This window comes from Arcobacter sp. s6 (assembly GCF_040884245.1).
Lineage (GTDB): Bacteria > Campylobacterota > Campylobacteria > Campylobacterales > Arcobacteraceae > Aliarcobacter.
In genome coordinates, this window is the sequence record NZ_JBEVTN010000008.1 from 28,875 (window position 1) to 54,712 (window position 25,838).

General features: G+C 25.9%; 25 protein-coding genes. 20 read left to right on the forward strand and 5 right to left on the reverse strand.

The features are described 5' to 3' along the window. The first annotated feature begins 77 nt into the window (after positions 1-77). From purH to ABVS04_RS06065, 4 genes are all read left to right on the forward strand, one after another. Positions 78-1,610 (forward strand): bifunctional phosphoribosylaminoimidazolecarboxamide formyltransferase/IMP cyclohydrolase, encoded by a 1,533-nt coding sequence (gene purH / locus ABVS04_RS06050; protein WP_368029770.1) that lies wholly within the window; start codon positions 78-80, stop codon positions 1,608-1,610. Positions 1,611-1,703: 93 nt separating this feature from the next. After that, a complete protein-coding gene (locus tag ABVS04_RS06055; protein ID WP_368029771.1) occupies positions 1,704-4,322 on the forward strand; it encodes an ABC transporter substrate-binding protein in 2,619 nt (872 codons plus the stop codon). A gap of 66 nt (positions 4,323-4,388) precedes the next feature. Further along, entirely contained in the window at positions 4,389-5,657 is a 1,269-nt protein-coding gene (gene bioA / locus ABVS04_RS06060) for an adenosylmethionine--8-amino-7-oxononanoate transaminase (RefSeq protein ID WP_368029772.1), read from the forward strand. Further along, positions 5,658-6,314, forward strand: a complete 657-nt coding sequence (locus ABVS04_RS06065; protein ID WP_368029773.1) for a CoA pyrophosphatase — start codon at positions 5,658-5,660, stop codon at positions 6,312-6,314. Here ABVS04_RS06065 and ABVS04_RS06070 read toward each other — a convergent pair. Then, entirely contained in the window at positions 6,311-6,652 is a 342-nt protein-coding gene (locus ABVS04_RS06070) for a DsrE family protein (protein ID WP_368029774.1), read from the reverse strand. The genes ABVS04_RS06065 and ABVS04_RS06070 overlap by 4 nt on opposite strands. 61 nt (positions 6,653-6,713) lie before the next feature. On the opposite strand from ABVS04_RS06070, the gene ABVS04_RS06075 reads away from it, so the two are divergent. The 6 genes from ABVS04_RS06075 to msrA all read left to right on the forward strand — a co-directional run bounded on the left by ABVS04_RS06075 (position 6,714) and on the right by msrA (position 13,031). After that, on the forward strand, positions 6,714-7,328 hold the full coding sequence (locus ABVS04_RS06075; RefSeq protein ID WP_368029775.1) for a fumarylacetoacetate hydrolase family protein: 615 nt from the start codon (positions 6,714-6,716) through the stop codon (positions 7,326-7,328). Positions 7,329-7,369: 41 nt separating this feature from the next. Next, positions 7,370-10,531 carry a transporter substrate-binding domain-containing protein gene (locus tag ABVS04_RS06080; protein ID WP_368029776.1) on the forward strand — a complete coding sequence of 1,054 codons (3,162 nt, stop codon included), beginning with the start codon at positions 7,370-7,372 and terminating at the stop codon, positions 10,529-10,531. After that, the gene (locus ABVS04_RS06085; RefSeq protein WP_368029777.1) at positions 10,524-10,928 is read left to right on the forward strand and encodes a response regulator; all 405 of its coding nucleotides are present in this window, start codon (positions 10,524-10,526) and stop codon (positions 10,926-10,928) included. The genes ABVS04_RS06080 and ABVS04_RS06085 overlap by 8 nt, the downstream gene beginning before the upstream one ends. 2 nt (positions 10,929-10,930) lie before the next feature. Beyond that, entirely contained in the window at positions 10,931-12,073 is a 1,143-nt protein-coding gene (locus tag ABVS04_RS06090; protein ID WP_368029778.1) for a PleD family two-component system response regulator, read from the forward strand. A 16-nt stretch (positions 12,074-12,089) separates the two neighbouring features. Continuing rightward, entirely contained in the window at positions 12,090-12,449 is a 360-nt protein-coding gene (locus ABVS04_RS06095) for a methionine-R-sulfoxide reductase (RefSeq protein WP_368029779.1), read from the forward strand. A gap of 96 nt (positions 12,450-12,545) precedes the next feature. After that, the gene (gene msrA / locus ABVS04_RS06100) at positions 12,546-13,031 is read left to right on the forward strand and encodes a peptide-methionine (S)-S-oxide reductase MsrA (protein ID WP_368029780.1); all 486 of its coding nucleotides are present in this window, start codon (positions 12,546-12,548) and stop codon (positions 13,029-13,031) included. Here msrA and ABVS04_RS06105 read toward each other — a convergent pair. Continuing rightward, positions 13,028-13,366: a hypothetical protein gene (locus tag ABVS04_RS06105; protein WP_368029781.1), complete on the reverse strand. Its 339-nt coding sequence runs from the start codon at positions 13,364-13,366 to the stop codon at positions 13,028-13,030. The two genes, msrA and ABVS04_RS06105, sit on opposite strands and share 4 nt — an antisense overlap. A gap of 160 nt (positions 13,367-13,526) precedes the next feature. On the opposite strand from ABVS04_RS06105, the gene ABVS04_RS06110 reads away from it, so the two are divergent. Beyond that, complete coding sequence (locus ABVS04_RS06110) at positions 13,527-13,841, forward strand: MTH1187 family thiamine-binding protein (protein WP_368029782.1); 315 nt, start codon at positions 13,527-13,529, stop codon at positions 13,839-13,841. Between the two features lie 43 nt (positions 13,842-13,884). On the opposite strand, the gene ABVS04_RS06115 is transcribed toward ABVS04_RS06110, so the two are convergent. Together ABVS04_RS06115 and ABVS04_RS06120 are read right to left on the reverse strand one after the other, a co-directional pair. Continuing rightward, positions 13,885-15,726, reverse strand: a complete 1,842-nt coding sequence (locus tag ABVS04_RS06115) for a GGDEF domain-containing protein (RefSeq protein WP_368029783.1) — start codon at positions 15,724-15,726, stop codon at positions 13,885-13,887. A 75-nt stretch (positions 15,727-15,801) separates the two neighbouring features. Further along, positions 15,802-16,392, reverse strand: coding sequence for a ribonuclease HII (locus ABVS04_RS06120; protein ID WP_368029784.1), 591 nt, complete (start codon positions 16,390-16,392; stop codon positions 15,802-15,804). Positions 16,393-16,546: 154 nt separating this feature from the next. Here ABVS04_RS06120 and ABVS04_RS06125 point away from each other — a divergent pair, with 154 nt between their 5' ends. The 8 genes from ABVS04_RS06125 to ABVS04_RS06160 all read left to right on the forward strand — a co-directional run bounded on the left by ABVS04_RS06125 (position 16,547) and on the right by ABVS04_RS06160 (position 24,269). Further along, positions 16,547-19,126: an ATP-dependent Clp protease ATP-binding subunit gene (locus ABVS04_RS06125; protein ID WP_368029785.1), complete on the forward strand. Its 2,580-nt coding sequence runs from the start codon at positions 16,547-16,549 to the stop codon at positions 19,124-19,126. Between the two features lie 65 nt (positions 19,127-19,191). After that, positions 19,192-19,326: a 50S ribosomal protein L34 gene (gene rpmH / locus ABVS04_RS06130; RefSeq protein WP_118886902.1), complete on the forward strand. Its 135-nt coding sequence runs from the start codon at positions 19,192-19,194 to the stop codon at positions 19,324-19,326. Then, positions 19,314-19,649: a ribonuclease P protein component gene (rnpA, locus tag ABVS04_RS06135; RefSeq protein WP_368029865.1), complete on the forward strand. Its 336-nt coding sequence runs from the start codon at positions 19,314-19,316 to the stop codon at positions 19,647-19,649. The genes rpmH and rnpA overlap by 13 nt, the downstream gene beginning before the upstream one ends. Next, positions 19,646-19,993, forward strand: coding sequence for a membrane protein insertion efficiency factor YidD (yidD, locus tag ABVS04_RS06140; protein WP_368029786.1), 348 nt, complete (start codon positions 19,646-19,648; stop codon positions 19,991-19,993). The genes rnpA and yidD overlap by 4 nt, the downstream gene beginning before the upstream one ends. Continuing rightward, positions 19,971-21,593 (forward strand): membrane protein insertase YidC, encoded by a 1,623-nt coding sequence (gene yidC / locus ABVS04_RS06145; protein ID WP_368029787.1) that lies wholly within the window; start codon positions 19,971-19,973, stop codon positions 21,591-21,593. Before yidD ends, yidC begins: the two co-directional genes overlap by 23 nt. A 9-nt stretch (positions 21,594-21,602) precedes the next feature. Continuing rightward, complete coding sequence (locus ABVS04_RS06150; protein WP_368029788.1) at positions 21,603-22,478, forward strand: Jag N-terminal domain-containing protein; 876 nt, start codon at positions 21,603-21,605, stop codon at positions 22,476-22,478. A gap of 2 nt (positions 22,479-22,480) precedes the next feature. After that, positions 22,481-23,821 carry a tRNA uridine-5-carboxymethylaminomethyl(34) synthesis GTPase MnmE gene (mnmE, locus tag ABVS04_RS06155; protein ID WP_368029789.1) on the forward strand — a complete coding sequence of 447 codons (1,341 nt, stop codon included), beginning with the start codon at positions 22,481-22,483 and terminating at the stop codon, positions 23,819-23,821. Between the two features lie 25 nt (positions 23,822-23,846). Further along, entirely contained in the window at positions 23,847-24,269 is a 423-nt protein-coding gene (locus tag ABVS04_RS06160; protein WP_368029790.1) for a hypothetical protein, read from the forward strand. 25 nt (positions 24,270-24,294) lie between these two features. On the opposite strand, the gene ABVS04_RS06165 is transcribed toward ABVS04_RS06160, so the two are convergent. After that, positions 24,295-24,777 carry a histidine phosphatase family protein gene (locus tag ABVS04_RS06165; protein ID WP_368029791.1) on the reverse strand — a complete coding sequence of 161 codons (483 nt, stop codon included), beginning with the start codon at positions 24,775-24,777 and terminating at the stop codon, positions 24,295-24,297. Positions 24,778-24,919: 142 nt separating this feature from the next. Here ABVS04_RS06165 and ABVS04_RS06170 point away from each other — a divergent pair, with 142 nt between their 5' ends. Beyond that, positions 24,920-25,834: a 5'-nucleotidase gene (locus ABVS04_RS06170; protein ID WP_368029792.1), complete on the forward strand. Its 915-nt coding sequence runs from the start codon at positions 24,920-24,922 to the stop codon at positions 25,832-25,834. Positions 25,835-25,838 lie beyond the last annotated feature (4 nt).

Sequence of the window (25,838 nt, forward strand, 5' to 3'; positions counted from 1 at the left end):
TATGACCTTTAAGCCAAACTTCATATTGAGGTTTGGCTTTTTTTATTTGTAATTATATAGTAGGAGAAATATATTAAATGAGAGCATTAATTAGTGTTAGTGATAAAAGTGGTGTTGAAAATTTTGCTAAAGAACTTGTAGCATTAGGTTATGAAATCATCAGTACTGGTGGAACATATAATAAACTTAAAGATGCAGGAATTGCAGTAATTGAGGCAAATGAAGTTACAAAGTTTCCTGAGTGTTTTGAAGGAAGAGTTAAAACTTTAAATCCTTATATCCATGGTGGAATTTTACATAGACGAGATAAACAATCTCACCTTGACCAAGCTCGTGAATTAGGTGTTGAAGGTATTGATTTAGTTTGTGTAAATTTATATCCATTTAAAGCAACTATTGAAAAAACTGATGATTTTGAAGAGATTATTGAAAACATCGATATTGGTGGACCAGCGATGGTTAGAAGTGCTGCTAAAAACTTTGATTCAGTAATTATTGTTACAGATGTTGCTGATTATGATTTAGTATTAAATAATCTTAAAAATGATACTAACACTGTTGAATTTAGAAGAGATCTGATGATTAAAGCGTATGAACACACAGCTGCTTATGATTCAATGATTGCAAATTATATGAATAAAAGATTTAATGGTGGAATGGGTGCTAAACAATTTATTGTTGGATCAAAAGTATTTGATACAAGATATGGAGAAAATCCTCACCAAAAAGGTGCATTATACGAATTTGATACACAGTTTTCAAATAAATTTAAAACTGTAAAAGGTGAGGCATCATTTAATAATATGGGAGATATTAGTGGAGCTGCTAGAATTGCTGCTGCATTTGGAAAAGATAAAGCTGTATGTATTGTAAAACATGGAAACCCATGTGGTTTTGCAATTAAAGATACATTATTAGAATCTTATGTTGAAGCACTTAAATGTGATCCTGTTTCTGCATTTGGTGGAGTAGTTGCTGTTAATGGATGTGTTGATAAAGAACTTGCAGTTAAAATGAATGAAATCTTTTTAGAAGTTGTATTTGCAGCTAGTTTTACACCTGAAGCTGTTGAAGTATTTGAATCTAAAAAAAGAATTAAACTGTTTGAGCAAGGTACACAGTATTTAGAACTTGCAAATGATGCAATTGACTTCAAAAGAGTTGATGGTGGATTTGTATTTCAAGATGCCGATAAAGTAAAAGAAGATGAAGTTAGAAATTCTGAGTTAAAATCAACAAGAATTGCAACGGAACAAGAAGTAAAAGATATGGAAATTGCATATAAAATAGCTTCATTAACAAAATCAAACTGTGTAGTTTATGTTAAAAATTCAGCAATGGTAGCTGTTGGTATGGGAATGACTTCAAGAGTAGATGCAAGTAAAGCTGCTTTAAGAAAAGCTGAAGATATGGGTCTTGATGTTACAGGTGCTGTTTTAGCTTCAGAAGCATTTTTCCCATTTAGAGACTCTATTGATGCAGCTGCCCAAGCAGGTGTAAAATGTGTGATTGAGCCAGGTGGTTCAATTAGAGATGATGAAATTATTGAAGCTGCAAATGAATATGGAATGGCTTTATACTTTTCAGGAATTAGACACTTTTTACATTAGAAATAATTTTACATTAACATCATAAATTTTTATTTATGATGTTAATTTTCTTTTATATTTTATATTCTTTTGATATACTCCTTACTTTATATAATGGAGCCCATCTTGAATATTACTAAATTTAGATTTTATATCATTTTCTTTTTGATTTTTTTTACTTCCTCTTTATATTCTCAAAATCTTAAAAAAATAACTCTACAACTTTCATGGTTTGATCAGTTTCAATTTGCTGGATATTATATGGCAAAAGAAAAAGGATTTTACAAAGATTTAGGTCTTGATGTTGAAATAAAACCTTTTGAATTTGGTATTGATATTCCAAAAGAGGTTAGTGATGGGAAAATTGATTTTGCAGTAGGACGTGAAACACTAATTTTAGAGCGAACAAAAAATAGAAATATAGTTGCTCTTTATGCACTTTTTCAAGCAACACCTTTGATTCTAATGAGTACAAAAGAATCAGGAATTAATAGTATAAATGATTTCTCAAATAAAAATATTATGACTACAATCGATGATTCAAGTGAAGTTTCATTAAAAGCTATGATTATTTCAAATAAAGTAAAAATAGAAGATTTACATTTTTTAAAACATACTCATAATATAAATGATTTGTTAGATAGAAAAACAGATATTATTTCTGCATATATTTCAAAAGCACCATTTGAACTTCAAAAAAAAGGTATAGAATATAATATCTTTGATCCAAAAAAATTTGGATTTGATATGTATAGTGATATGCTTTTTACAAGTGAAAGCTTAATAAATAGTGATTTAAATACAGTTTTACTTTTTAAAAAAGCATCTTTAAAGGGTTGGGAATATGCTTATTCAAATATTGAAGAGAGTGTAAATGTAATTTTGCAAAAATACAATTCTGAAAATTTAAAAAAAGATGAATTAATTTATGAGGGAAAAGAATTAAAAAAGCTTTCATATTTTAATACTGTAAATTTAGGTGAAATTAAAAAAGATAAAATTCAAAGAATATATGATTTATACAATTTAATGGGTTTAATTCCAACTCCTGTAGATTTAGATAAATTTGTATTTGATTTAAATAATCTAAAAAATTTAACTTTCTCAGAATCTGAACTTAAATATTTAGAAAGAAAAGATAATTTAAGTATGTGTGTTGTTCCCAATGCTATGCCTTTTAGTGATATAAAAAATGATGAGTTTATTGGATTTGTAGCTGATTATATGCATTTAATTGAAGAGAAAATCAAAAAGCCAATTAATTTAATACCTACTGAAAGTTGGGCTGAATCTTTAAAATTTGCACAAGATGGAAAATGTGATATTTTACCATCTGCTGTTTGGACAGATGAAAGAGATGATATGTTTAGTTTTACTAAGTCATATTTAAATATCCCTTTTGTTCTTTTAACAAAAACTGATACTACTTTTATTAATAATATTAGCTCTTTAAAAAATAAAAAAATATCTATAGTAGAGAGTTATACAATAATTAATATCTTAAAAGAAAAATATAAAAATATAGAATTTATAGAAGTAAAAGATATTGATGAAGGTATAAAAAAAATTTTAGATGGTGAAACTTTTGGTCATATTGATGGGGTTTCTACTGCATGGTACAAAATACAAACTAAATATTTAACAAAAATATCAATCTCTTCTAAGCTTGACGAAAATGTAGATATTTCAATAGCCACAAGTCATGATGATATATTATTTGGTATCTTTCAAAAAGCTGTTTTAAGTATTGATGAATATACTAAAAATGAAATACTTAATAGATGGACTTTTACAGAATATAAAAAAGATTTTGACTATTCTATAATTTGGAAAATATTAATCATTATTATTTTAATATTTATGGCACTTCTATATCGACAAAGGCTTTTAAAAAGATTAAATGAATCATTAATTGACAAGGTTCATCAAAAAACAAAAAAATTAAGGGAAGTTAATAATAAACTAGAAGAAAGAATAAAAAAAGAAGTAGATGAAAATCTTAAAAAAGATAGACTTTTATCTCAGCAACAAAAAATGGTTTCTATGGGACAAATGATAGAAAATATTGCTCATCAATGGCGACAACCCTTATCTCTGATTACAACTAGTGTTAGTGGTTTAAAAATAAAAAAAATGTTAGGAGAGTTAGATGATGATTTTTTTAATAAAACTCTTGATTCTGTAATTAATACATCACAATATTTATCCACAACAATTGATGATTTTAGATATTTCTTTAAGCCACAAAGAGAAAAAGAAGATTTTTATTTAGAGCATTGTTGTAGTAGAACTATTGATTTATTACAAGCAAATTTTATGGAAAATAATATAAAAATAATATGTAATATAAATGATGTAAAAGTAAATGGTTATGAAACAGAGTTAATTCAAGTTTTAATTAATCTTTTAAATAATTCAAAAGATGCTTTAGAATCATTAGAAGATGATAAAAAATTAATTTTTATTGATATAACAAGAGAAAATAAAAAAGCAGTGATTAAAATAAAAGATAATGCAGGTGGAATAGATGAAGAAATAGTAGATAAAATTTTTGAACCTTATTTTACAACTAAACATCAAGCACAGGGTACAGGAATTGGACTTTATATGTGCCAAGAAATTATCCATAAACATATGAATGGTTATATTGATATTTCAAATACAGAATTTAAATATAATCACAAAATCTATAAAGGAACTTTAGCTATTATAATTTTAGATATAGTTAAATAAAATATTTTATTAATTTTGTAATAATCTTTAGCTATAATTTAACCAATATATATATTAGGATAATTATTGAATTGGTTAGATATAGATAAAGCTCACGTTTGGCATCCTTATAATGCATTACCTTCAAAAACAAAAATACTTCCTGTTAAAAGTACAAATAGAACATCAATTTTTTTAGAAAATGGAAAAGAACTTATTGATGGTATGAGTTCATGGTGGAGTGCTATTCATGGTTATAATCATCCAAAATTAAATGAAGCATTAAAAAAACAAATTGATATTATGCCTCATATTATGTTTGGTGGACTGGCTCACGAACAAGCCTCTATCTTGTCTAAAAAACTTGTAGATTTAACAGGACTTAATAGCGTTTTTTTATGTGATAGTGGATCAGTTTCAGTTGAAGTTGCTTTGAAAACGGCAATACTTTATCAAAAAGCTAAAGGTTTAAAGAAATATAAATTTCTAGCTTTACAAAATGCATACCATGGTGATACCTTAGGAGCTATGAGCGTATGCGATCCAAATAATTCTATGCATAGTATTTATGGTACATATTTGAGTGAACATTTTTTTACAAAAGCACCTGAATTGGGATTTGAAAGTGATTGTTCAAAATCAATTGAAGCATTAGAAAATTTACTTAAAAAACATCATAATGAAATTGCTGGATTTATTCTTGAACCAATCGTTCAAGGTGCAGGTGGAATGAGAATATATAATCCTACTTACTTAAAAAAAGCAAGAGAGCTATGTACTAAGTATGATATTTTATTAATCGCAGATGAAATAGCAACAGGTTTTGGACATACAGGAAAAATGTTTGCGTGTGAATGGGCTTGTATAAAACCAGATATTATGACTGTTGGAAAAGGATTAACGGGTGGTTATATGACCATGGCTGCTATGATTACATCTAAAAATGTGAGTGATATTATTTCAAACAGCGAAATTGGTGTTTTGATGCATGGACCAACTTTTATGGCTAATCCTTTAGCTTGTAGTGTTGCAAATGCAAGTATTGATTTATTAAAAGATTCTTCTTGGGAAAGAAATGTAAATAATATTGAAAAAATTTTTGTAAGTGAACTTGAAAAGATAAAAAAATTAGATTTAGTAAAAGATATTAGAAATATTGGAGCCATTGGAGTAATTGAATTAAAAGATGATTGTTATGCTCAAGAGATTCAAGATTATTGTGTACAAAATGGTGTTTGGATAAGACCTTTTGGAAGATTAATTTATTCAATAGTTGCATATAGTATAAAAGAAGATGATTTAAGAAAAATTGTAAGAACAATGTATGAAGCAATAAAATCAATAAAGAAAAAATGAATGAAGAAAAATAATTTAAAAGAATTAATATCAAATTTACCAAAACACCCAGGTGTTCTTGGGCGACAAAGACTTTTTAATAGTGCAGTTTTAATTCCTCTTGTAAAAATAAAAGGTGAATATCATCTGTTATTTCAAAAAAGAGCAGCACATATAAGACAAGGCGGAGATATTTGTTTTCCTGGTGGTGGATTTGAAAAAGGTGTTGATAAAGACTTTAAAGATACTGCTCTTAGAGAAACAAAAGAGGAGTTAGGTATTGATAAAAAAGATATAAAAATTTTAGGGCAACTTGACACGTATATGGCACCTATTGGGACAGTTATAGAATCTTTTGTTGCAAGAATTAAGAAAAAAGCTTATAAAAATATGAAAATTGATTTTAATGAAGTTGAAAAAACAATTGTAATTCCTATCTCTTTTTTTAAAGATAATGAGCCTGAAGAATATACTTTATCACATGAGATACAACCTTATAAGTATAACAAAGATGGACAAAAAGAGATTTTATTTCCAGTTGAAGAGTTAGGCCTTCCTGAAGCTTATAAAAAACCTTGGGGAAATAAACAACACAAAATCTGGGTTTATAAATATGATGGTGAAGTAATTTGGGGAATTACTTCAGTTTTAATAAGAGATGTTATTGAAAAATATTAAATAGTTATTACAGACCAAGTATCATCTTTTAAAGCTTTTGTTAAAAGCTCACCTGTATGTATGATTTCTATATTTAATTCTTCTAATATAGAAATTGCATCATAATCTTCAACACAAACAACACAAGCACTCATTTTTACACCGGTTTTTTGTATTTTCTTTAACTGTTCTTGAATTTGTAGATTATTTTTAGCAAGTAATATAGATGGACCCCAAAGCATTAAGTGAGCAGTTTTCCAATAATCTCGCTCTAAAATAACTGATGAATATAAAAGTGGGAATTTATTAGCCACTTCTATGTCACCATTTGTCCAAACTATCAATAAATTGTCTTTCATTTAAAATGCCTTTAGTTATAATTTTTTTTTAATTATATAATAAATCTTTTAAAGGTAGAAAATGAATAAAATAGTATTAGACAATAGTGAGATATTTCCATCAAAAGTTGTGTGTATTGGACGAAATTATATGGATCATATTGCTGAGTTAAATAATGAAGTTCCAGAAGAAATGGTGTTTTTTATAAAACCAAATTCAGCTATTAGTGATAAATTAGTTTTTCCAAAAGGACAAAATTCTTGCCATTATGAAGCGGAAATTTCTTTTTTAATTGAAGATAATAAAATATCTGCTGTTGCTTTTGGTTTAGATTTAACACTAAGAGAAGTTCAAAGTAAGTTAAAAGAGAAAGGACTTCCTTGGGAAAGGGCTAAATCTTTTAATAATGCAGCTGTTTTTTCAGATTTCGTAAGTTTCGATGGGGATGTAACAAAACTAGAAATTGAGTTATATATAAATGGTGAATTGAAACAAAAAGGTGATTATTCGCTAATGATAAATAAACCAAATGAAATAATAAAAGAAGCTAATACTTTTATTAGTTTTGAAAATGGGGATATTCTAATGAGTGGAACACCTAAAGGTGTTGGTTCTTTTAAAATAGGAGATGTTTTTATTGGAAAAATAATTTATAATTCAGAAATTATTATAGAAAAATCATTCGAAGTTTTATAATAAATGTGGTTATAATATTATCAAATTAAAAAAGGAATATCATGAAGTATTTATTATTAATAATATTTTTTGTGAATGCTCTTTTTTCTTCTGTTAATATTGATAAAGAAGTTACTTTTACTAAAGATGAACTTGAATGGATTAAAAATAATCCTATAATAAAAGTAGGAGCAGATTCCGACTGGCCTCCTTTTGAATATACAGATATAACTGGTATGTATCAAGGAATTGCTTCAGATTATTTAAAACTACTTAGTAAATATACAGGTTTAAAATTTGAAGTGGATTCCGCTGATTGGTTTAGTATAATAACAAAAGCCAGAGAAAAAAAATTAGATATGCTAGCTTGTGTTGCAAAAACTCAAGATAGAAAAGAGTATTTAAATTATACAAGCCCATACTTAACAATTGATGTGGTTGTTATTGCTAAAAAAGAGCTCAAAATAAAAGAATTCGATGAAATAAAAAATTATGTTGTTGCTGTTCAGCAAGGTAATTTTGTCCATGAAAATTTAATTAAGAAATATCCGAACATTAAATTTATTTTTGCTAAATCAAATAAGGATGCATTTGATTTAGTTTCTTATGGTAAAGCTGATATTTTTATTGGAAATATGCCAGTATTTTCCTATTTTGTTGAAAAAGAGTTATATACAAATATAGAAGTTAAATTCAAAGCAGATTTTGACAAAATAGATTTATCAATGGCTGTTTTAAAAGAGAATAAAATTTTATTTAATATCATTGAAAAAACAATGCCTTTTATTATAAAAAATGAAAAAGAAGAAATAAATAAAAAGTGGATATTTGAATTAAAAGAAAAAAATAACTCATCAAAATTCACAGAAGATGAACTCTTATGGCTAAAAGAAAATTCTAAACTTCTAGTTTCAGGGGATCCTTATTGGCCACCATACTCTTTTTATAATGAAAAGGGTCAATATATAGGAATAATTCCTGATTTAGTAAATGAAGTTTTTAGAGATAGTGGAATTGTTTTAGAATATGTTAAAACTGATAAATGGTCAGATACAATAGATTTAATAAAAAATAAAAAACTAGATTTGATTGATGCGATTTCTTATTCCCAAAATAGAAATGAATATTTAAATTTTTCAGATAAATATATTGGTGCAGAAATAGTAATAATAGCTAATAATAAAGAAGATAAGTATATTAATTCTTTTCATAATATAAGTAAAAAAAGAATAGCGACAGTAAAGGGCTATTCAATTATTGAAGAAATAAAAAGAGATTATACAGATATTGATAAAATTATAGAGTATAACAATCCTTTAGAAGGTTTAAAAGCTTTATCAAACTCACAAATTGATTATTTCATCTTAGATATACCTTCTTTTGAATTTTATAGTAAAAAATTTAGCCTTAGTAACTTAAAAATTGTTGGACCATCAGGATATGATTATAATTATGGTTTTGGTATTCAAAAAGAAAACTTGCAATTATTATCTATTGTAAATAAATTATTAAATACTATTTCAATGGAAAAAAAAGATGAAATATATAGAAAATGGATTAAAGTTGATTTTGAAGAAAAAATTGATTATGAAATAATATGGAAAATAATTACATTTGCAATATTTATATTAGCAGGCACTATTTATTGGAATAGAAAATTAAAATTAGAAATTTATAAAAAAGAAGAGATACAAAAAGAGCTAGAAAAAGAACGAAATTATATAAAATCTCTAAATGTTGAATTGAAAAAATCAAATGAACTTGCACAAAATGCAGCAAAACAAAAAAGTGAATTTCTAGCTAATATGAGCCATGAAATAAGAACTCCTATGAATTCAGTTATAGGATTTGCAGAAATATTATATAAAGAAATAAATGATCCAATACATAAAGAGTATCTAAATTCAATAAAAAAAGGTGGAAATGCATTACTTAGAATAATAAATGATATTTTAGATCTTTCAAAAATAGAGGCAGGGAAATTAGAAATAAAAAAAGAAGCGGTAAATCCTAGAAGTTTATTTTTAGAAATTGAATCAATATTTCATGCAAAAATAATAAGTAAAAATATAACGTTTATTTTGGAAATTGATAAAAATATTCCAAAATTTATTATTATTGATGGAGTTAGAATACGACAAATATTGTTTAACTTAATTGGGAATGCACTTAAATTCACAGAAAATGGACATATTAAATTAAAAGTTGAGAGTATATTTAAAGATAAAATAAAAAGTAAATTAGATTTAAAATTTATAGTTGAAGATACAGGAATTGGGATTGAAGAAAAGAACTTAGAAAGTATTTTTAATGCATTTGAACAACAAAATAATCAAGATGTTGCAAAATATGGAGGAACAGGTTTAGGATTGTCTATTTGTACAAAATTAGTTCATATGATGAATGGTAAAATTAAAGTAGAAAGTAAAAGAAATAAAGGTTCACTTTTTACTGTAATTTTAAAAGATATATCTGTAAGTTCAATGGAAAAAGAGATTGTTTCAGAAAAATTAAGCTCTTTTAATATTAATTTTGAAAAAGCTAAAATATTAGTAGTAGATGATGTAGAAGAAAATATAAAATTAATACAAGCTAGTTTAAAAGATTTTGATTTTGATTTAATAATAGCAAAAAATGGAAAAGAATCAATAGATATATTAAAAAATGTAAATGTAGATTTAATACTTATGGACTTACGAATGCCAGTTATGAATGGTTATGAAGCAGCAGCTATAATTAAAGCTGATACAAAATTAAAAGCAATTCCTTTGATTGCATTAACAGCTTCTGTTATGGGAAAAGATTTAGAAAAAGTTTCAGAATTTGGCTTTGATGGATACTTAAGAAAACCAGTTATAATAGATGATTTAATTGAAGAATTAAGTAAACACTTGAAATATTATTTTATAAATCAAAATTTAATTGAAGAAAATAATTCACAATTAATTAATTCAAGAAATTTACAAATTGTTTTAGATTTATTAGAAAACGATTTAAAAAAAGAGTGGATGGATATTAAAAATGGAGGAGATTTTTCTTTAATAGAAGAATTTGCAAATAAATTAAATGCTTTAGCAATTGATCAAAATATTTTTATACTAAAAGATTATGCAGAACAATTAATAAAAAATATTAACTCCTTTGATATTGAAAAAGTTGATTATTTGATGAATACATATATAGAATTAATTAATAATTTAAAGGCAAAAATTGGAAATGAATAATAAAATTTTAATTGTAGATGATACTCCAATAAATATACAAATGGCAATGAATATTTTAAAAGATCAGGGGTATAAGATGTTTTATGCTAAAAGCGGTGAAATGGCACTTAAAATAATTCTTGAAAATAATTTTGATTTAATATTATTAGATATTATGATGCCAGAAATGAATGGTTTTGAAGTATGTAATAAACTAAAAAATAATGAAAATACTAAAAATATACCAATAATTTTTCTTTCTGGGAAAGATTCAACTCAAGATATTGAACAAGCTTATGAAGTTGGTGGAATAGATTATATTGTAAAGCCATTTATTACAATAGAATTAATTACTAAAGTTAATTCATATGTTAGATTAAAACAATTAGAAGACAAATTTGAAATTTTGAAAGGTTAATTATGCATAAAAAATATGAAAATAAAATATTAATAGTTGATGATGATGCAAAAAATTTACAAGTTGCTATGAATATATTAAAAGATTATAATGTAATTTATGCACAAAGTGGAGAAAAAGCTTTAGAGTTATTGCATAAAAATAATTTTGATTTAATTTTGCTTGATGTTGTAATGCCTTTAATGGATGGTTATCATGTATGTTCAAAAATTAAAGAAAATGAAAAAACAAAAAATATACCAATAATTTTTTTAACAGTAAAAGATGATGAAAAAGATATTGTAAAAGGTTTTAATTTAGGAGCTGTTGATTATATAATAAAGCCATTTTACAGTGAAGTTTTATTAAAAAGAGTTGAAGTGCATTTAAAAATTGCAAGACTAATGCATGAATTAGAACAGATAAATTTGAATTTAAATAAAACAGTAGAAAATCAAGTTGAACAGATTAGACAAAAAGATGAAATAATAATACAACAATCAAAAATAACAGCAATGGCTTCTATTATTGACGTTATTACTTTACAATGGAAAAAACCTCTTGATAAAATTAAACTTTATTTACAATCATTAAATATAAAAATTACAAATATTGAAGAATTAAAATCTGATGAAACTTTTAATAATACACTTTATGAAATAAATAAATTAGATGAAATAATGAATGATTTTCATAGATCTTTTAATAATCATAAAAATAAAGAAATTGTAAATGTAAAAGTTTCTTTGGATAATGCGTTATTTTTACTAAAAGATGAAATGAAAAAAGAAAATGTAAATATAAATATACAAGGAGATATTTTAATATCAATAAATATTGTATTTGAAGAAATAAAACATATTTTTAGTAAACTATTAAGTAAATCAATAAAAAATTTTAAAGATAACAATACTTCAAATAAAAGATTTATTGATATAAATTTTGAAAATTCAAATGAATCAATTTTTATTATTTATGAAGATAATGCAAAAGTTTATAATCAAAAAGAGCTAGATAACTTCTTTTTAGCCCCAAGCTCTATTACAGCAAATGATTTTGATTTGGGATTTTATTTAGTAAAAGTTTTTATTGAGAAAAATTTTGGTTTAATATCTATTGAAAAAACAAATGATGGTATAAAATATATTATTAGATTTGATAAATAATTAAGGAAATATAATTATGAAATACAATGAATTAACAAATGAAGAAAAAAGAGTAATAGAAAATAAAGGAACAGAATATCCATTTTCTGGAAAATATAATGATTTTTACGAAGAGGGTGTTTTTACTTGTAAAAAATGTGATGCCGAACTTTATACTTCAAAAGATAAATTTTCTTCAGGATGTGGTTGGCCTAGCTTTGATGATGAAATAAAAGGTGCGGTAAAAAGAGTTCCTGATGCTGATGGAAGAAGAATTGAAATAGTTTGTGCTAATTGTGGTGGTCATTTAGGGCATGTATTTGAAGGTGAAGGACTAACTTTAAAAAATACAAGACATTGTGTAAATTCAATATCTTTGAATTTTAAAGAAAAATAAAATTATTTTGAAAATCTTTATTTATGATATTTAAGTATTAATAAACTACAATATATAAAAGTAGAATTTATTGTATATGATATAAAGGTTAATTTAATGAGTATTAAAAAAGCATATTTTGCAGCGGGTTGTTTTTGGGGGGTTGAGTATCACTTTGAAAGGACAGAAGGTGTTATCTCTGCAGTTTCTGGATATATGGGCGGTCATATAGAAAATCCTAATTATCAAATGGTATGTAGTGGATTAACAGGTCATTTAGAGGTAGTTGAAATTACATATGATGAAACTATTGTTTCTTATGAAAATTTAACAAAACTATTTTTTGAAATACATGATTTCACACAAACAAATGGTCAAGGTCCAGATATAGGAACTCAATATTTATCTGCAATTTTTTATGTAGATGAAAAACAACATAAGGTATGTGAAAAATTAATTTGTGAATTAGAGAATAAAGGTTATAAAATTGCTACTTCATTACGCCCTCTAGTTACATTTTATGAAGCGGAGAGTTATCATCAAGACTACTATGAAAGGCACCAAAAGATGCCTTATTGTCATAGTTATAAAAAAATATTTTAGTGAGCACCTAAAATATAATAGACATGTCTACTATCAAGTTTCTCAAGTTTTACATTGTATTTATCTGCCCAATGTGAAACTTCTGAGTGAAACTCTTCTAAAATTTCATTAGAATCATTTTCATCACACTTAATTTTTAAATAATCTGATTTATTTGATAGTGTAATATATGCATTCATTTTTTTTAAGTGGTCGTTTAGTGTAAAAATATGTTTTGAGAATTTATCAAAGTTACTTGTTGAATTTATTATTTTTTCAGCTTGTTGTAATGAAGCATCATTTTTCGAATATCCTAGTTGAGATAATATTACTTCTGCAGATACATCTAGTTGCATTTTAATCCTTCTTATTTTAATATTTATTAATAGATATGTTATCAAAATAATTTTAAATTGCAATTAAAGAAATATATTAGAAATTTCTTTTGCTGTCTATTTATTAAGCTTTTTAATAATATTTATGTATTATTTAATAAATAGATTTAAAGGTTAATTTATGAGTGTATTATTAGAAATGTCAATGTTCCCAACAGATAAAAGTGAAAGTAAGAGTAAAGAAGTTTCAGAAGTAATTAAAGTAATAAGAGATAGTGGTGCAAATTATCAACTTACTTCAATGGCTACAATTATTGAAACAAATACTATAGGAGAAGCTTTTTCATTAGCAGAAAAATGTTATTTAAAATTGGAAGAATTAGGATGCAATAGAGTTTATGCTACATTAAAATTTGATATAAGAAAAGGCCATGAAAATAGATTAAAAAATAAAATAGCTACTGTTGAAAGTTATATAGGTGAAGTTTCAAAATAGTTTAAAGCCTATAAAATAACAAATTTTATAGGCTTATAATTAACTAGAATAAATCAATACTAGAAGTTTGTTCAGATTGAAATCTTATAACTTGATTTCTACCTTTACTTTTTGCTTCATAAAGTGCAATATCAGCATTTTTTATAACTGAGTCCAATGAGCTTGAATCATCAGGAAACATAGATAAACCAATGCTAACCGTTTTTCTTAATCTACTTCCAGCATATACGTCTATTTCATTTTCACTAACTTTAATTCTAATTTTATTTGCAATTGAAATAGCTTGTTCTTCAGTTTTTACATTCACTAATAAGACAATAAATTCTTCTCCTCCATATCTAATAATAATATCAGATTCTCTTACACTTTCATTTAATATTCTTGCTAACTCTTTTAAAACTTTATCTCCAATATCATGTCCATACTCATCATTTACAGCTTTAAAATGATCCATATCTAGTAATAATACCGCAATATTAAATTTATCTCTTAATGCTTGAGGAATAAGTTTTTTTGTATGTTCTTCAAGGAACTTTCTATTATATAATCCTGTTAATCCATCTCTAAATGCTGATTGTTGTAGTGCTTCCATTAGAAGTTTAACTTCAATTGATGGAGCCGATTCATTAATATAACTTTTGATAAATGAAATTTTTTCTTTTAAAAATTCTAATTTTTCCTTATTATCAAATACAAAATTAATAATTAAGTTAGTATTTTTACTAATGCTTGTACTAATACAATAATGAAACTTATCAACTTTCTCAAAATATGGACAAGTGTGATGATATTCAGTTGTAACAACATCATTTTCAGTTCTTGCAGCTCGGCATAAATGAGGTTCATTTTCAATATTTTCTTTACAATAAAAAGTATTTCCCATTTCCTTTACTGTAGTCATTTTTCGTTTTAATAAGTCTATTTCAATAAAAGTGAAACTTGTAAGTTTGAATTGATTTGTAAATATTTCAGATAGTCTATTATAAATCTCTTCTTTTGTATTATCAAGTTCAATCTCTTTTTTAAATTGATATAAATTAGATAAATTTTGAACTATTTCTTTTGAATCTTCTAATGGATTAACTTGTTTATTTATTTTACTTCCAATAAATCCTTTTAGTTTTTTATCAATATCTGTTGAGGTGTCTTTAAATGTTGACATTAATCTATTAAATTTATCCATTAACCCAATCATATCTTTTGATAACCCTTGCGGATAAGTTATTTTTCTTATATTTCCATTAAGCGAAGAGTTTAAACTTTTAGAAATACTATCAAAAACTAATTTATCTTTGTCTAATTTATTTTTAAAAATAAATAAGATTAATAATATACCAATAATCATAACTATGGGTATTAAATAAATAGTTTCCAATCCTATATTTTTTAATTCTGTTATATCTAGTTCCATTGAAACAGCGCCTAGTGTATCACCTGAATTAGCATTATGACAACTTAAACAATCAATTCCATTATCAAATGTTGCTTTATAGGGAACTGTAATACGCATTGTAGAATAAAAAAGATTTTCATTTAGTTTGTATGCTATTTCTCCCGTAGTTAAAACTTTTTCATCTATGTCATCTTTTGCTTTTTGTTTTTCATTTATTCCAAATTGATTGGTTACGGATAAGCCTCTTACTAACCATAAATTTTTGACATTGTCTATACTAGACATAGAATTTATATAAGTATCAATTTGTTTTACATTATGGTTTATCATGTAAGATGTTAAATCATTTTTTACTATTCTTGATATTAATTCAGCATTATGAATAGAAGCTCGTACTGAATTATTTTTTGTACTATACATCGTTATTAAACTAACAGTACATATTAATAATAATGATATAATAATAAATTGATAAATTATCTTTTTTTCCATCAAAATCCCTTAATTGAATGAATGACAATTCTACTTTAATTAAGCTTATATTAAAGTATATAGTTTAATAATATTTTAAAAATTAAAAATAGATTGATTGTTTATTTTATTATTAAAGTCTTCAGACTCATTTAAAGCTTTTAATTTAAAAGTAAATCGATGCTCATCACTTCTACCAAATTTTTTAATAGCTTCAATATGAGCTTTTGTTCCATAACCTTTATGTTTAGCAAAATTATAATTTGAAAATCTTTTACTAATTTCATACATATATCTATCTCGACTTACTTTTGCAAGTATTGATGCCGCACTAACTTGTGGAACTGTTGCATCTGCTTTTATTTTCCACTTTAAGGATTCTATCCCAAAACTAGTATTCCCATCCATTAAAAATTCATTACAGTGGGGTTTTAATATTTGCATTATTTCTGTAATAGAATTTTTTAAGCAAGCACTTAATCCTATTTCATCAATAGTTTTTGCAGAACTAAATACAATATGATATTTTGATTTATCTTTTATTTCATCAAATAATTTTTCTCTTTTTTTTTCACTTAATATCTTTGAATCATTTAATCCTTCAATATTTTCAAGCAAAATTGTTCCTGCTACTACTAAAGGTCCAGCAATTGGCCCACGTCCTGCCTCATCTATTCCACATAACATATATAAATCCTTTAAAAAATTGATTATACCATTTGTAAGATTTCATTTTATGGAAGATATTTAAAAAAATATTAAAAATTATATTATTTTAACTTGACAAACAATCACTCAAGGTGCTATAATTATATTAGCAGTTAAATCAAAGGAGTGCTAAATGAGTAACAATATTTTTGAAAAAATGACAAATCAATTAACAGAGACAATAGATTCAAGTGTTGCCCTAGCAATGCATAATAAAAATCAAGAAGTAGAAATGATACATTTACTTTGGGCTTTGTTAACTAATACAAATTCAGTATTAAACCAACTATTAAATAAAATGAATGTTAATAAAGCAGCAGTAGAATTAGAAGCTAAATCACATGCTTCAAAACTACCAAGTGTATCAAGTGTAACAAAGGAAAATATAAAATTATCAAGAAATTTATTGGCTTCATTACAAAAAGCAGAAGGATTAATGACAAGTTTTGGAGATAAATTTATAGCAATTGATACATGGTTGATATCAAATTTTGATTCACAAGTTTTAAAAGATGTATTAGGTAAATACATAGATTTAAGAGAAGCAAAAAAAGAGTTAGAAGCTATGCGAGCTGGAAATAAAATAGATAGTGCAAGTGGAGATGAGAATCTAGAAGCATTAGGAAAATATGGAATAGATCTAAATAAAAAAGCAATTGATGGAGAACTGGATCCAGTAATTGGAAGAGATGAACAAATTAATAGAATGATGCAAATTCTAATTAGAAAAACAAAAAATAATCCAATACTTTTAGGAGAGCCAGGGACTGGAAAAACAGCAATAGCTGAAGGACTTGCACAAAGAATAGTAAATAAAGATGTACCAACATCATTACTTAATAAAAGAGTTATAACGCTTGATATGGGTGCAATGATAGCAGGTGCAAAATATAGAGGTGAGTTTGAAGATAGATTAAAATCTGTAATTGATGAAGTAAAAAAAGCTGGAAATATAATTTTATTTATAGATGAAATTCACACAATTATAGGTGCAGGTGCTAGTGAAGGTTCTATGGATGCGGCTAATATTTTAAAGCCAAGTCTAGCAAGGGGTGAATTACACACTATTGGTGCAACAACACTTAAAGAGTATAGAAAGTATTTTGAAAAAGATACAGCGATGCAAAGAAGATTTCAACCTGTTAATGTAAATGAACCTAGTGTAAATGAAGCTTTACAAATATTAAGGGGTATAAAAGAGAAACTTGAAACTCATCATAATGTAACTATTAATGATTCAGCATTGGTTGCAGCTGCAAAACTTTCTAATAGATATATAACAGATAGATTTTTACCTGATAAAGCAATAGATTTAATAGATGAAGCAGCAGCTGAACTAAAAATGCAAATTGAGAGTGAACCAACAGTTTTATCAACAATTAAAAGAGAAATTCAAACATTAAATGTTGAAAAAGAAGCTCTTAAAATGGAAAAAACTAAAAAGAATGACGAAAGATTAGCTCAAATAGATAAAGAGTTAGCTAATAAAAATGAAGAGAAACAAAACTTAGAAGCTAGATTTGAAAATGAAAAACAAACATTTAATGCAACAAGCGAATTAAAAGTAAAAATTGATGAACTTAAAACAAAAGCAAATATAGCAAAACGAGAATCAAATTTCGAAAAGGCAGCTCAAATCGAGTATGGAGAGATACCAGCACTTGAAGCAAAAATTAAAGAGAATGCTGAAAAATGGGATAGAATGCAAAAAGAGGGGACTCTTTTGAGAAATTCTGTTGATGAAGAAGCAATTGCTAGTATTGTAAGCAGATGGACAGGAATTCCTGTTAATAAAATGATGGATAGTGAAAAACAAAAAGTTTTAATGGTAGAAGATGTTTTAAGAAAAGATGTAATAGGTCAAGATGAAGCTTTAAAAGCAATAAGTAGAGCAATTAAAAGAAATAAAGCAGGACTTAGTGAAGTAACTAGACCAATTGGATCTTTCTTATTTTTAGGACCAACTGGAGTTGGAAAAACTGAAAGTGCAAAAACTTTAGCAAAGTTTTTATTTGATGATCCAAAAGCACTTATTAGATTTGATATGAGTGAGTATATGGAAAAACATGCAGTTTCAAGGCTTGTTGGTGCAGCCCCTGGTTATGTGGGATATGAAGAGGGTGGTCAATTAACAGAGGCTGTTAGAAGAAAACCATATAGTGTAATTTTATTTGATGAGGTAGAAAAAGCACATCCTGATGTATTTAATATTTTATTACAAGTTTTAGATGATGGAAGATTAACAGATAACAAAGGTGTTACAGTTGATTTTAAAAATACAATTATTATTTTAACTTCAAATATAGGAAGTGCAAGAATTATAGAAATTTCTGATAAAGAAGAGAGAAGAAAAGAAGTTTTAAATGAATTAAAATCACATTTTAGACCTGAGTTTTTAAATAGACTTGATGATATTGTAATTTTTGAACAATTAAATTTAAGTGCAATTACAAATATTGTAGAAATTTTATTTAATAGTATTAAGAAAAAAGTTGAAGAAAAAGATATTAAAATTTCTTTAACACAAAATGCAAAAGAGTATATTGCTAAAATTGGTTTTGATCCTGTATATGGTGCAAGACCTCTAAAAAGGGCTATTTATGAGATCGTTGAAGATAAATTAGCTGATTTAATTTTAGAGGATAAAATAGGTGAGGGAAGTGTTATTGAGTTTGATGTTGTGGATAATGAAGTAAAAGTAAATTTAAACTAAAGAAAATTTAAGCTAAATTTAACTATAATCCCCAACTTAATTAGTGAATATAGAGGAAATCTAAGATGAAAAGAACGTATCAACCGCATAATACTCCAAGAAAAAGAACTCACGGGTTCAGAGTAAGAATGGCTACTAAAAATGGTAGAAGAGTAATTAACGCTAGAAGAGCTAAAGGTAGACATAAATTAGCTGTTTAAATAAAGAACATCGACTTAACAGTTCGAGAGACTTTAATAGACTATATAAAAGCGGCAAGAGATGGCATACCACCAGCTTTGTCGCTTTTTTTAGTTCTAATCCTACATTAAAAGCTGCATTTGTTACTTCAAAAAAAGTTGGAAACGCAGTACATAGAAATAAAGCAAGAAGAAGAATGCGTGCTTTATTCGCTTCATATGAACAACAATTAATAATTGGTAATTATATATTTGTTGCAAAAATAACCTTACATGATAAAAATTTTTTAGAATTAAAAAAAGATTTTGATTTCGCATTAAAGAGATTAGAAGTTTTAAAATGAAAACAATATTTAAATATTTGATAAAGTTTTATCAGAAATATTTAACTATTTTATCCTTTGGATCGTGTAGATATTATCCAACTTGTTCCCAATATGCATTATGGCAATTGGATAACAATACTTTTTTTAAGGCGATTTATTTTACAATAACACGCATATTAAAATGTAATCAACTTTTTGCTGGGGGATTTGACTATCCTATCATAAAATTGAGAGCAAATCAAAATATCAATTTTGAAAAAATCAAAATAAAATATTGGTATATCCCATTGAAAAATGGAAAGTATTTAGTAGTAAAGAATCGGGAGTGGAAAGAGAAGAATGAACAACATGAATCAAAATAACGGTATGCAAAAACGAATGTTAATTATGACATTGGTAGTTTTTGTATTTTTTATAGCTTACGAGTTTTTAGTTTTAAAACCGCAACAAGAAGCTAAAGCAGCCCTTGCAAAACAAGAGCAAGTGCAAAAACAAAATGCTGCACCTGATGTAAATGCATCTAATACGCAAATGGTATCAACAGATGTAAATGGTAATCCTATAGATATGTCAAAATCTGTTGATGCTTTATCACCTAAAGCAATAGCAAGTTCTCAAATTGTTTCTGTTATTAAAACAGCAAAAAATATTATTGAGATAGATACTTTAGGAAGAATTGCACAAGTTACTTTACTTGAAGAAAAATACAAAGATGAAAATGCAAATCAAATTAAACTATTTGAAGCAAATCAATTAAGACCTTTAGAAGTTAGATTTGCAGATGTAAATTTAAATACAGAAGCATTTAAAGTTTCAGCAGTTGCAAGTTCTTCAAATATTAATGCAACAACGTCTGCGCAAGAGTTAATTTTAACACAAACTTTAAGTGGGACTGTTTTAACAAAAAAATTCACTATTTATCCTGATGGACATTATGATTTAAGTGTTAATACTACAAATGATAAACAATTTTTTATTACGAATGGATTTAGACCAAATGTTTTAGCTGATATGTATGCAGTTCATGGTTTTATTGCAAAATTAAATGATAATACTTTAAAAACTATTGAAGATGGAGATTTAGATAAAAATGAAAATATTGTTGGAGCAAAATTTATATCAAACTTTGATAGATATTATGCAACAGTAATTTATAATTTTGAAAAATCATTAAGCGTTTCATTAATGCCAGATTCAGAGTCAAATCCTCAATCATTTATTCATGGTGGGAATAGTATAACTTTCTCAGGTATTGTAGGACCAAAGAATCATAGAGATTTAGAAGCTTTAAATCCTGAATTAATTGATGTAATTGATTATGGTTGGTTTACATTCATTGCAAAACCAATGTTTGTATTGTTACAATTTATTCAAGGTTATGTGGGAAATTGGGGTTGGACAATTGTTATTTTAACTGTTTTAATTAAATTAGTTTTATATCCTTTATCATACAAAGGTATGGTATCTATGCAAAAACTAAAAGATTTAGCACCTAAAATGAAAGAAATTCAAGCTAAATATAAAGATGATAAACAAAAACAATCTATGCATATGATGGAACTTTATAAAAAACATGGTGCAAACCCAATGGGTGGATGTTTACCATTAATTTTACAAATTCCAGTATTCTTTGCAATTTATCGAGTTTTATTAAATGCTATTGAGTTAAAAGGTGCTGAGTGGATTTTCTGGATTCAAGATTTAGCTGAAATGGATCCTTATTTTGTATTACCTATTTTAATGGGTGCAACAATGTTCTTACAACAAAAAATTACACCAAATACTATGCAAGATGAAATGCAAAAGAAAATATTCCAATTTTTACCAGTTATTTTCACATTCTTCTTCTTATGGTTCCCAGCAGGACTTACTTTATATTGGTTTATAAATAACTTGTTTACAATTGGACAACAATATTATATTAATAGTGTATTTGAAAGAAAAAGAGCTGAAAAAAATTAGGAACTTAATATGAAAAAGTTTGAAGCAGATTGTTTAGAAAAAGTATATGAATTAGCGAAAGCAGAATTTAACTGTTCTATTACAGAATTAGAAATTGAAGTAATCCAACAACCAAGTAAAGGCTTTCTTGGTTTTGGAAAGAAAAATGCAGTTATTGAGGTATGTTTTAAAGATAACTGTAAAAAATATGTTCAAGAAACTAAAAGTTTCAAAAATAAAGATATTAAAATAGAAGAAGTTTGCGATAGAATTGAATCTTCAAATAAGTCAGAAGTAGAAAACTTTTCAAAAAGAGAAGAAAAAAAAGAGCCATTATCAAGAGTTCCAAAAGTTGAATCTAAAGATAAAATTTTTGATAATTTTTATAATGAAGAAATGTCACAAAATGAAATTCCAAAAATTATAATAAAAAAAGATAAAGAAAAAATTTTAGAAGAAGTTAAGTCAGGAATTAATACATTATTTGAAGATACATGTTATAAAATTGATCATATTAATGTAGAGTTTTATGATGAAGAAACTTTATATGTAGAGTTCTTAGGTGAAGATTCTGCTTTACTTATTGGTAAAGAAGGATATAGATATAAAGCATTATCTTATATTTTATTTAATTGGATAAATGAAAAATATGGTTTAATGTTAAGACTTGAAGTTGCTCAATTTTTGAAAAATCAAGAAGAAGCGATTTATACTTATCTTGAGCCTATTATCGAAATTATCAAAGAAAAAGGTACTTTTAAAACTAAACCTTTAGATGGTATTTTAGTTCATATAGCTTTAAAAAAATTAAGAGATGAATTTCCTGATAAATATGTTGCTGTTAAAACAAATGTTAGAGGTGATAAATATGTGCTTGTTAATGAGTACAGAGCAAGAGAAGTATAAATTTGTTTGATAATGCTACAATAGTTGCAATAGCAACTGCTAATGGAATTGGGTCTATCTCAATTGTTCGAATTTCAGGGCCAAAGGCTCTTGAAATTGCTTCTAAAATATCTAAAAAAGAAACATTTAAACCAAGACTAGCAACACTTTCTTATTTATATGATAAAAATAATGAAACAATTGATGAAGCTTTAGTTTTGTATTTTAAGGCACCATTTTCATTTACAGGTGAAGATGTAATAGAATTTCAATGTCATGGTGGTGTTGCAATTGCAAATATGATTGTTGATGAAGTTTTAGAACAAGGTGCAAGAATTGCAAATCCTGGAGAATTTTCAAAAAGAGCATTTTTTAATAATAAAATTGATTTAAGTAAAGCAGAAGCAATAGCTAAAATTATTGAAGCAAGAAGTGAAGATGCTGTTAAATTACTAGCACGTCAGTTAAAAGGTGAACTTACAACTTTTGTAAATGATATTAGAGAAGATTTACTTTTTATGTTAGCATATACAGAAGTTTCAATTGATTATGCAGAAGATGATTTACCAAGTGATATTTTTGAACAAATTCAAAAAAAGATGGATAAAATCATAATTAAATTAACAAATACATTGGATGCTAGTCATAGACGCGAAGGTATGATAGAAGGTTTTAAAGTAGCAATCATTGGAAAACCAAATGTTGGTAAATCTTCACTTCTAAATAAGCTTTTAAATTATGATAGAGCTATTATAAGTGATATTGCAGGAACAACTAGAGATACTATTGAAGAATCTGTTAAAATTGGAACACATATTATCAAAATAGTTGATACAGCAGGAATTAGAAATGCAAGTGACGTTATTGAAAAAATAGGAATTGAAAAATCAATTCAAGCAATAAACGAAGCTGATATTGTAATCGCACTTTTTGATAATAGTAAAGTTTGTGATGATGAAGATAAAAAAATAATTGAATTAATAGAAGAAAATGCACATAAAGAAATATTAAAAGTTTTAAATAAATCAGATTTGGAAAATAAATTTGATAAAATTAATATCAAAGATTTTATTGAACTTTCAACAAAAGAAGATATTAATCCTTTAATTAAAAAGATTGAAGTAATTTTAGATTCAAATACCCATAGTGATGAAATGACATTAATTTCAAAAAGACAGATCTTATCAGTTGATAATACTCTTTATAATATTAAGTTATCAAAAGAGCCTTTATTAAATGGTGAATTAGAGTTTTTTGCTCATTTTATAACTGAAGCACTAGAGCAGATTTCTGCAATTACAAGACCTTATGAAAATGATCAAATGTTAGATGTTATGTTTGGTGAGTTTTGTTTAGGTAAATAATTAAAAATTTTAAAAGGTAATAAAATTGAAAAATAGTTTTATATGTATTTTATTAATAATTAGTTTCTCTTCAGTTAATTTATTAGCTGATCAATGGGATAGTTTTTTTAAAGCAACTGGTTTTCCTCGAAAAATTATTGACAATGGTACTGTTGTAAAAGGTAAACTGTATGAAGCAACTGTTTCATATCAAATTTCAAATAATGATGGAATTAAAGGTAACTTTGAAAATTCTGATACGGCAAAGGTAATTGTAAAAAACAAAAAAGGTAAGATATTATCTACAAATAAGTTTATGACAGGAGATGAGTTGAGAGTTTGGGCTAGACAAAACTTTAGTGAAATTTTTTCTTCTATTCTTGGTGATAATCCTGAAATAACAGCAGATAAAATTAAAGAGTTAACATCTTTAGCTTCTTTAGCTCTTTTGAATAAAAAACTAGATTAAATAGTAAAATCTTTAAATAGATTTACTATTTATTTGGTATCTCATAGCTAATCAATTTAGCATTATCTTTCGAAATATCAATCCAAGAATCGCAATCAAAATCTATTTCCATAACACCACCCATTTGAAATTTTTCTTTAAAATCAACTAAGGTAATTGCTAAAGCTGTTAAAGATGGATTATGACCAACTAATAACATAGAATCAACTGTATCAAATGTGTAAGAAATAGTTTCAAGTAATTCATTTACAAATGCCATATATAAAACTTCATTAAACATAATGCTTTTATTATATTTTAAAGCTTCAGCAAATATTTCAGCAGTTACTTTTGTTCTTCTTGCTGGGCTTGCAACAATTAAATCAACGGCTAAATTCTTCATTGCAAAATCGTTAGCTATTCTTTTTGCATCTTTAATACCTTCTTCACTCAATTCTCTATCATAATCATCTTGGGTTAATTCTTCATTTGCTTTTTGAGTGTGTCTTAGTATATATAGTTTTTTCATTATGGCTCTTTTAAAAATTATTTTTTAATTTTAGATTAATTTAGCTTTTCTTTTTATAAAAAATTTATGAATATTTATAGTTTTAGATATATTAGCTTTATAGTAAGATGCTTGTATAATACAAAAAATAAAGGATAATATTTTGGGATATGATTTAAATAAAAAATTAGTAATTGCAATCTCTTCAAGAGCTTTATTTAATCTTGAAGATGAAAATAAAATTTTTGAAGAAAAAGGTTTAGATGAGTATTATAAATATCAAATAGAAAATGAAGATTCACAATTAAAAAAAGGCACTGCATTTAGACTTGTAAAAAATCTTTTAAAAATTAATGATGATTTTCCAAATGATAAACAAGTTGAAGTAATAATTATGTCAAGAAATAATTCAGCAACAAGTTTAAGAATTACAAAATCAATAGAAAAATATAATCTTGATATTCAACGTTCAGCTTGGAGTGGAGGAAGTGAAATTTCAAAATATTTAAAACCATTTAAAGTGGATCTATTTTTATCTGCAAATGAACAAGATGTTCAAGATGCAATAAATGAAGGAATAGCTTCAGCTAGAATTTTGCCATATGAAGAATCAAATGATGAGTATACAAATCAAGTAAAAATTGCTTTTGATGGTGATGCTGTTTTATTTTCAGAAGAATCAGAAATAGTATATAAAACACAAGGATTAGAAGCATTTTTAGCCTTTGAAAAACAAAATGCTACTAATCCTATGAATAGTGGTCCTTTTGCTCAATTATTAAGTGTTATATCAAATATTCAAGCAAAATATCCACAAGAGCAAACACCTATTAGAACAGCACTTATCACAGCTAGAAATTCGCCAGCCCATGAAAGAGTTATTAGAACACTTTCTCAATGGAATGTAAGATTAGATGAAGCATTTTTTCTAGGTGGAGTTGATAAATATGAAGTAGTAAAAGCATTTGGTGCTGATATTTTCTTTGATGACCAAGATGTTCATCTAGAAAATACTTCAAAAGATACACCAAGTGCTAAAGTACCATATAAAAAAGAGTCTATTTTAAATAATATTTAGTTTA

Excerpts from the sequence above, each read along its gene's own strand:
- purH (WP_368029770.1), top strand. The coding sequence starts at position 78 with ATGAGAGCATTAATTAGTGTTAGTGATAAAAGTGGTGTTGAAAATTTT.
- ABVS04_RS06110 (WP_368029782.1), top strand. The coding sequence starts at position 13,527 with ATGAGTGTATTATTAGAAATGTCAATGTTCCCAACAGATAAAAGTGAA.
- ABVS04_RS06165 (WP_368029791.1), bottom strand. The coding sequence starts at position 24,777 with ATGAAAAAACTATATATACTAAGACACACTCAAAAAGCAAATGAAGAA.
- ABVS04_RS06070 (WP_368029774.1), bottom strand. The coding sequence starts at position 6,652 with ATGAAAGACAATTTATTGATAGTTTGGACAAATGGTGACATAGAAGTG.
- ABVS04_RS06075 (WP_368029775.1), top strand. The coding sequence starts at position 6,714 with ATGAATAAAATAGTATTAGACAATAGTGAGATATTTCCATCAAAAGTT.
- ABVS04_RS06125 (WP_368029785.1), top strand. The coding sequence starts at position 16,547 with ATGAGTAACAATATTTTTGAAAAAATGACAAATCAATTAACAGAGACA.
- ABVS04_RS06095 (WP_368029779.1), top strand. The coding sequence starts at position 12,090 with ATGAAATACAATGAATTAACAAATGAAGAAAAAAGAGTAATAGAAAAT.
- ABVS04_RS06105 (WP_368029781.1), bottom strand. The coding sequence starts at position 13,366 with ATGCAACTAGATGTATCTGCAGAAGTAATATTATCTCAACTAGGATAT.
- msrA (WP_368029780.1), top strand. The coding sequence starts at position 12,546 with ATGAGTATTAAAAAAGCATATTTTGCAGCGGGTTGTTTTTGGGGGGTT.
- yidC (WP_368029787.1), top strand. The coding sequence starts at position 19,971 with ATGAACAACATGAATCAAAATAACGGTATGCAAAAACGAATGTTAATT.
- ABVS04_RS06090 (WP_368029778.1), top strand. The coding sequence starts at position 10,931 with ATGCATAAAAAATATGAAAATAAAATATTAATAGTTGATGATGATGCA.
- ABVS04_RS06115 (WP_368029783.1), bottom strand. The coding sequence starts at position 15,726 with ATGGAAAAAAAGATAATTTATCAATTTATTATTATATCATTATTATTA.
- rpmH (WP_118886902.1), top strand. The coding sequence starts at position 19,192 with ATGAAAAGAACGTATCAACCGCATAATACTCCAAGAAAAAGAACTCAC.
- ABVS04_RS06055 (WP_368029771.1), top strand. The coding sequence starts at position 1,704 with ATGGAGCCCATCTTGAATATTACTAAATTTAGATTTTATATCATTTTC.
- ABVS04_RS06120 (WP_368029784.1), bottom strand. The coding sequence starts at position 16,392 with ATGTTATGTGGAATAGATGAGGCAGGACGTGGGCCAATTGCTGGACCT.
- ABVS04_RS06085 (WP_368029777.1), top strand. The coding sequence starts at position 10,524 with ATGAATAATAAAATTTTAATTGTAGATGATACTCCAATAAATATACAA.
- ABVS04_RS06080 (WP_368029776.1), top strand. The coding sequence starts at position 7,370 with ATGAAGTATTTATTATTAATAATATTTTTTGTGAATGCTCTTTTTTCT.
- ABVS04_RS06150 (WP_368029788.1), top strand. The coding sequence starts at position 21,603 with ATGAAAAAGTTTGAAGCAGATTGTTTAGAAAAAGTATATGAATTAGCG.
- yidD (WP_368029786.1), top strand. The coding sequence starts at position 19,646 with ATGAAAACAATATTTAAATATTTGATAAAGTTTTATCAGAAATATTTA.
- ABVS04_RS06065 (WP_368029773.1), top strand. The coding sequence starts at position 5,658 with ATGAAGAAAAATAATTTAAAAGAATTAATATCAAATTTACCAAAACAC.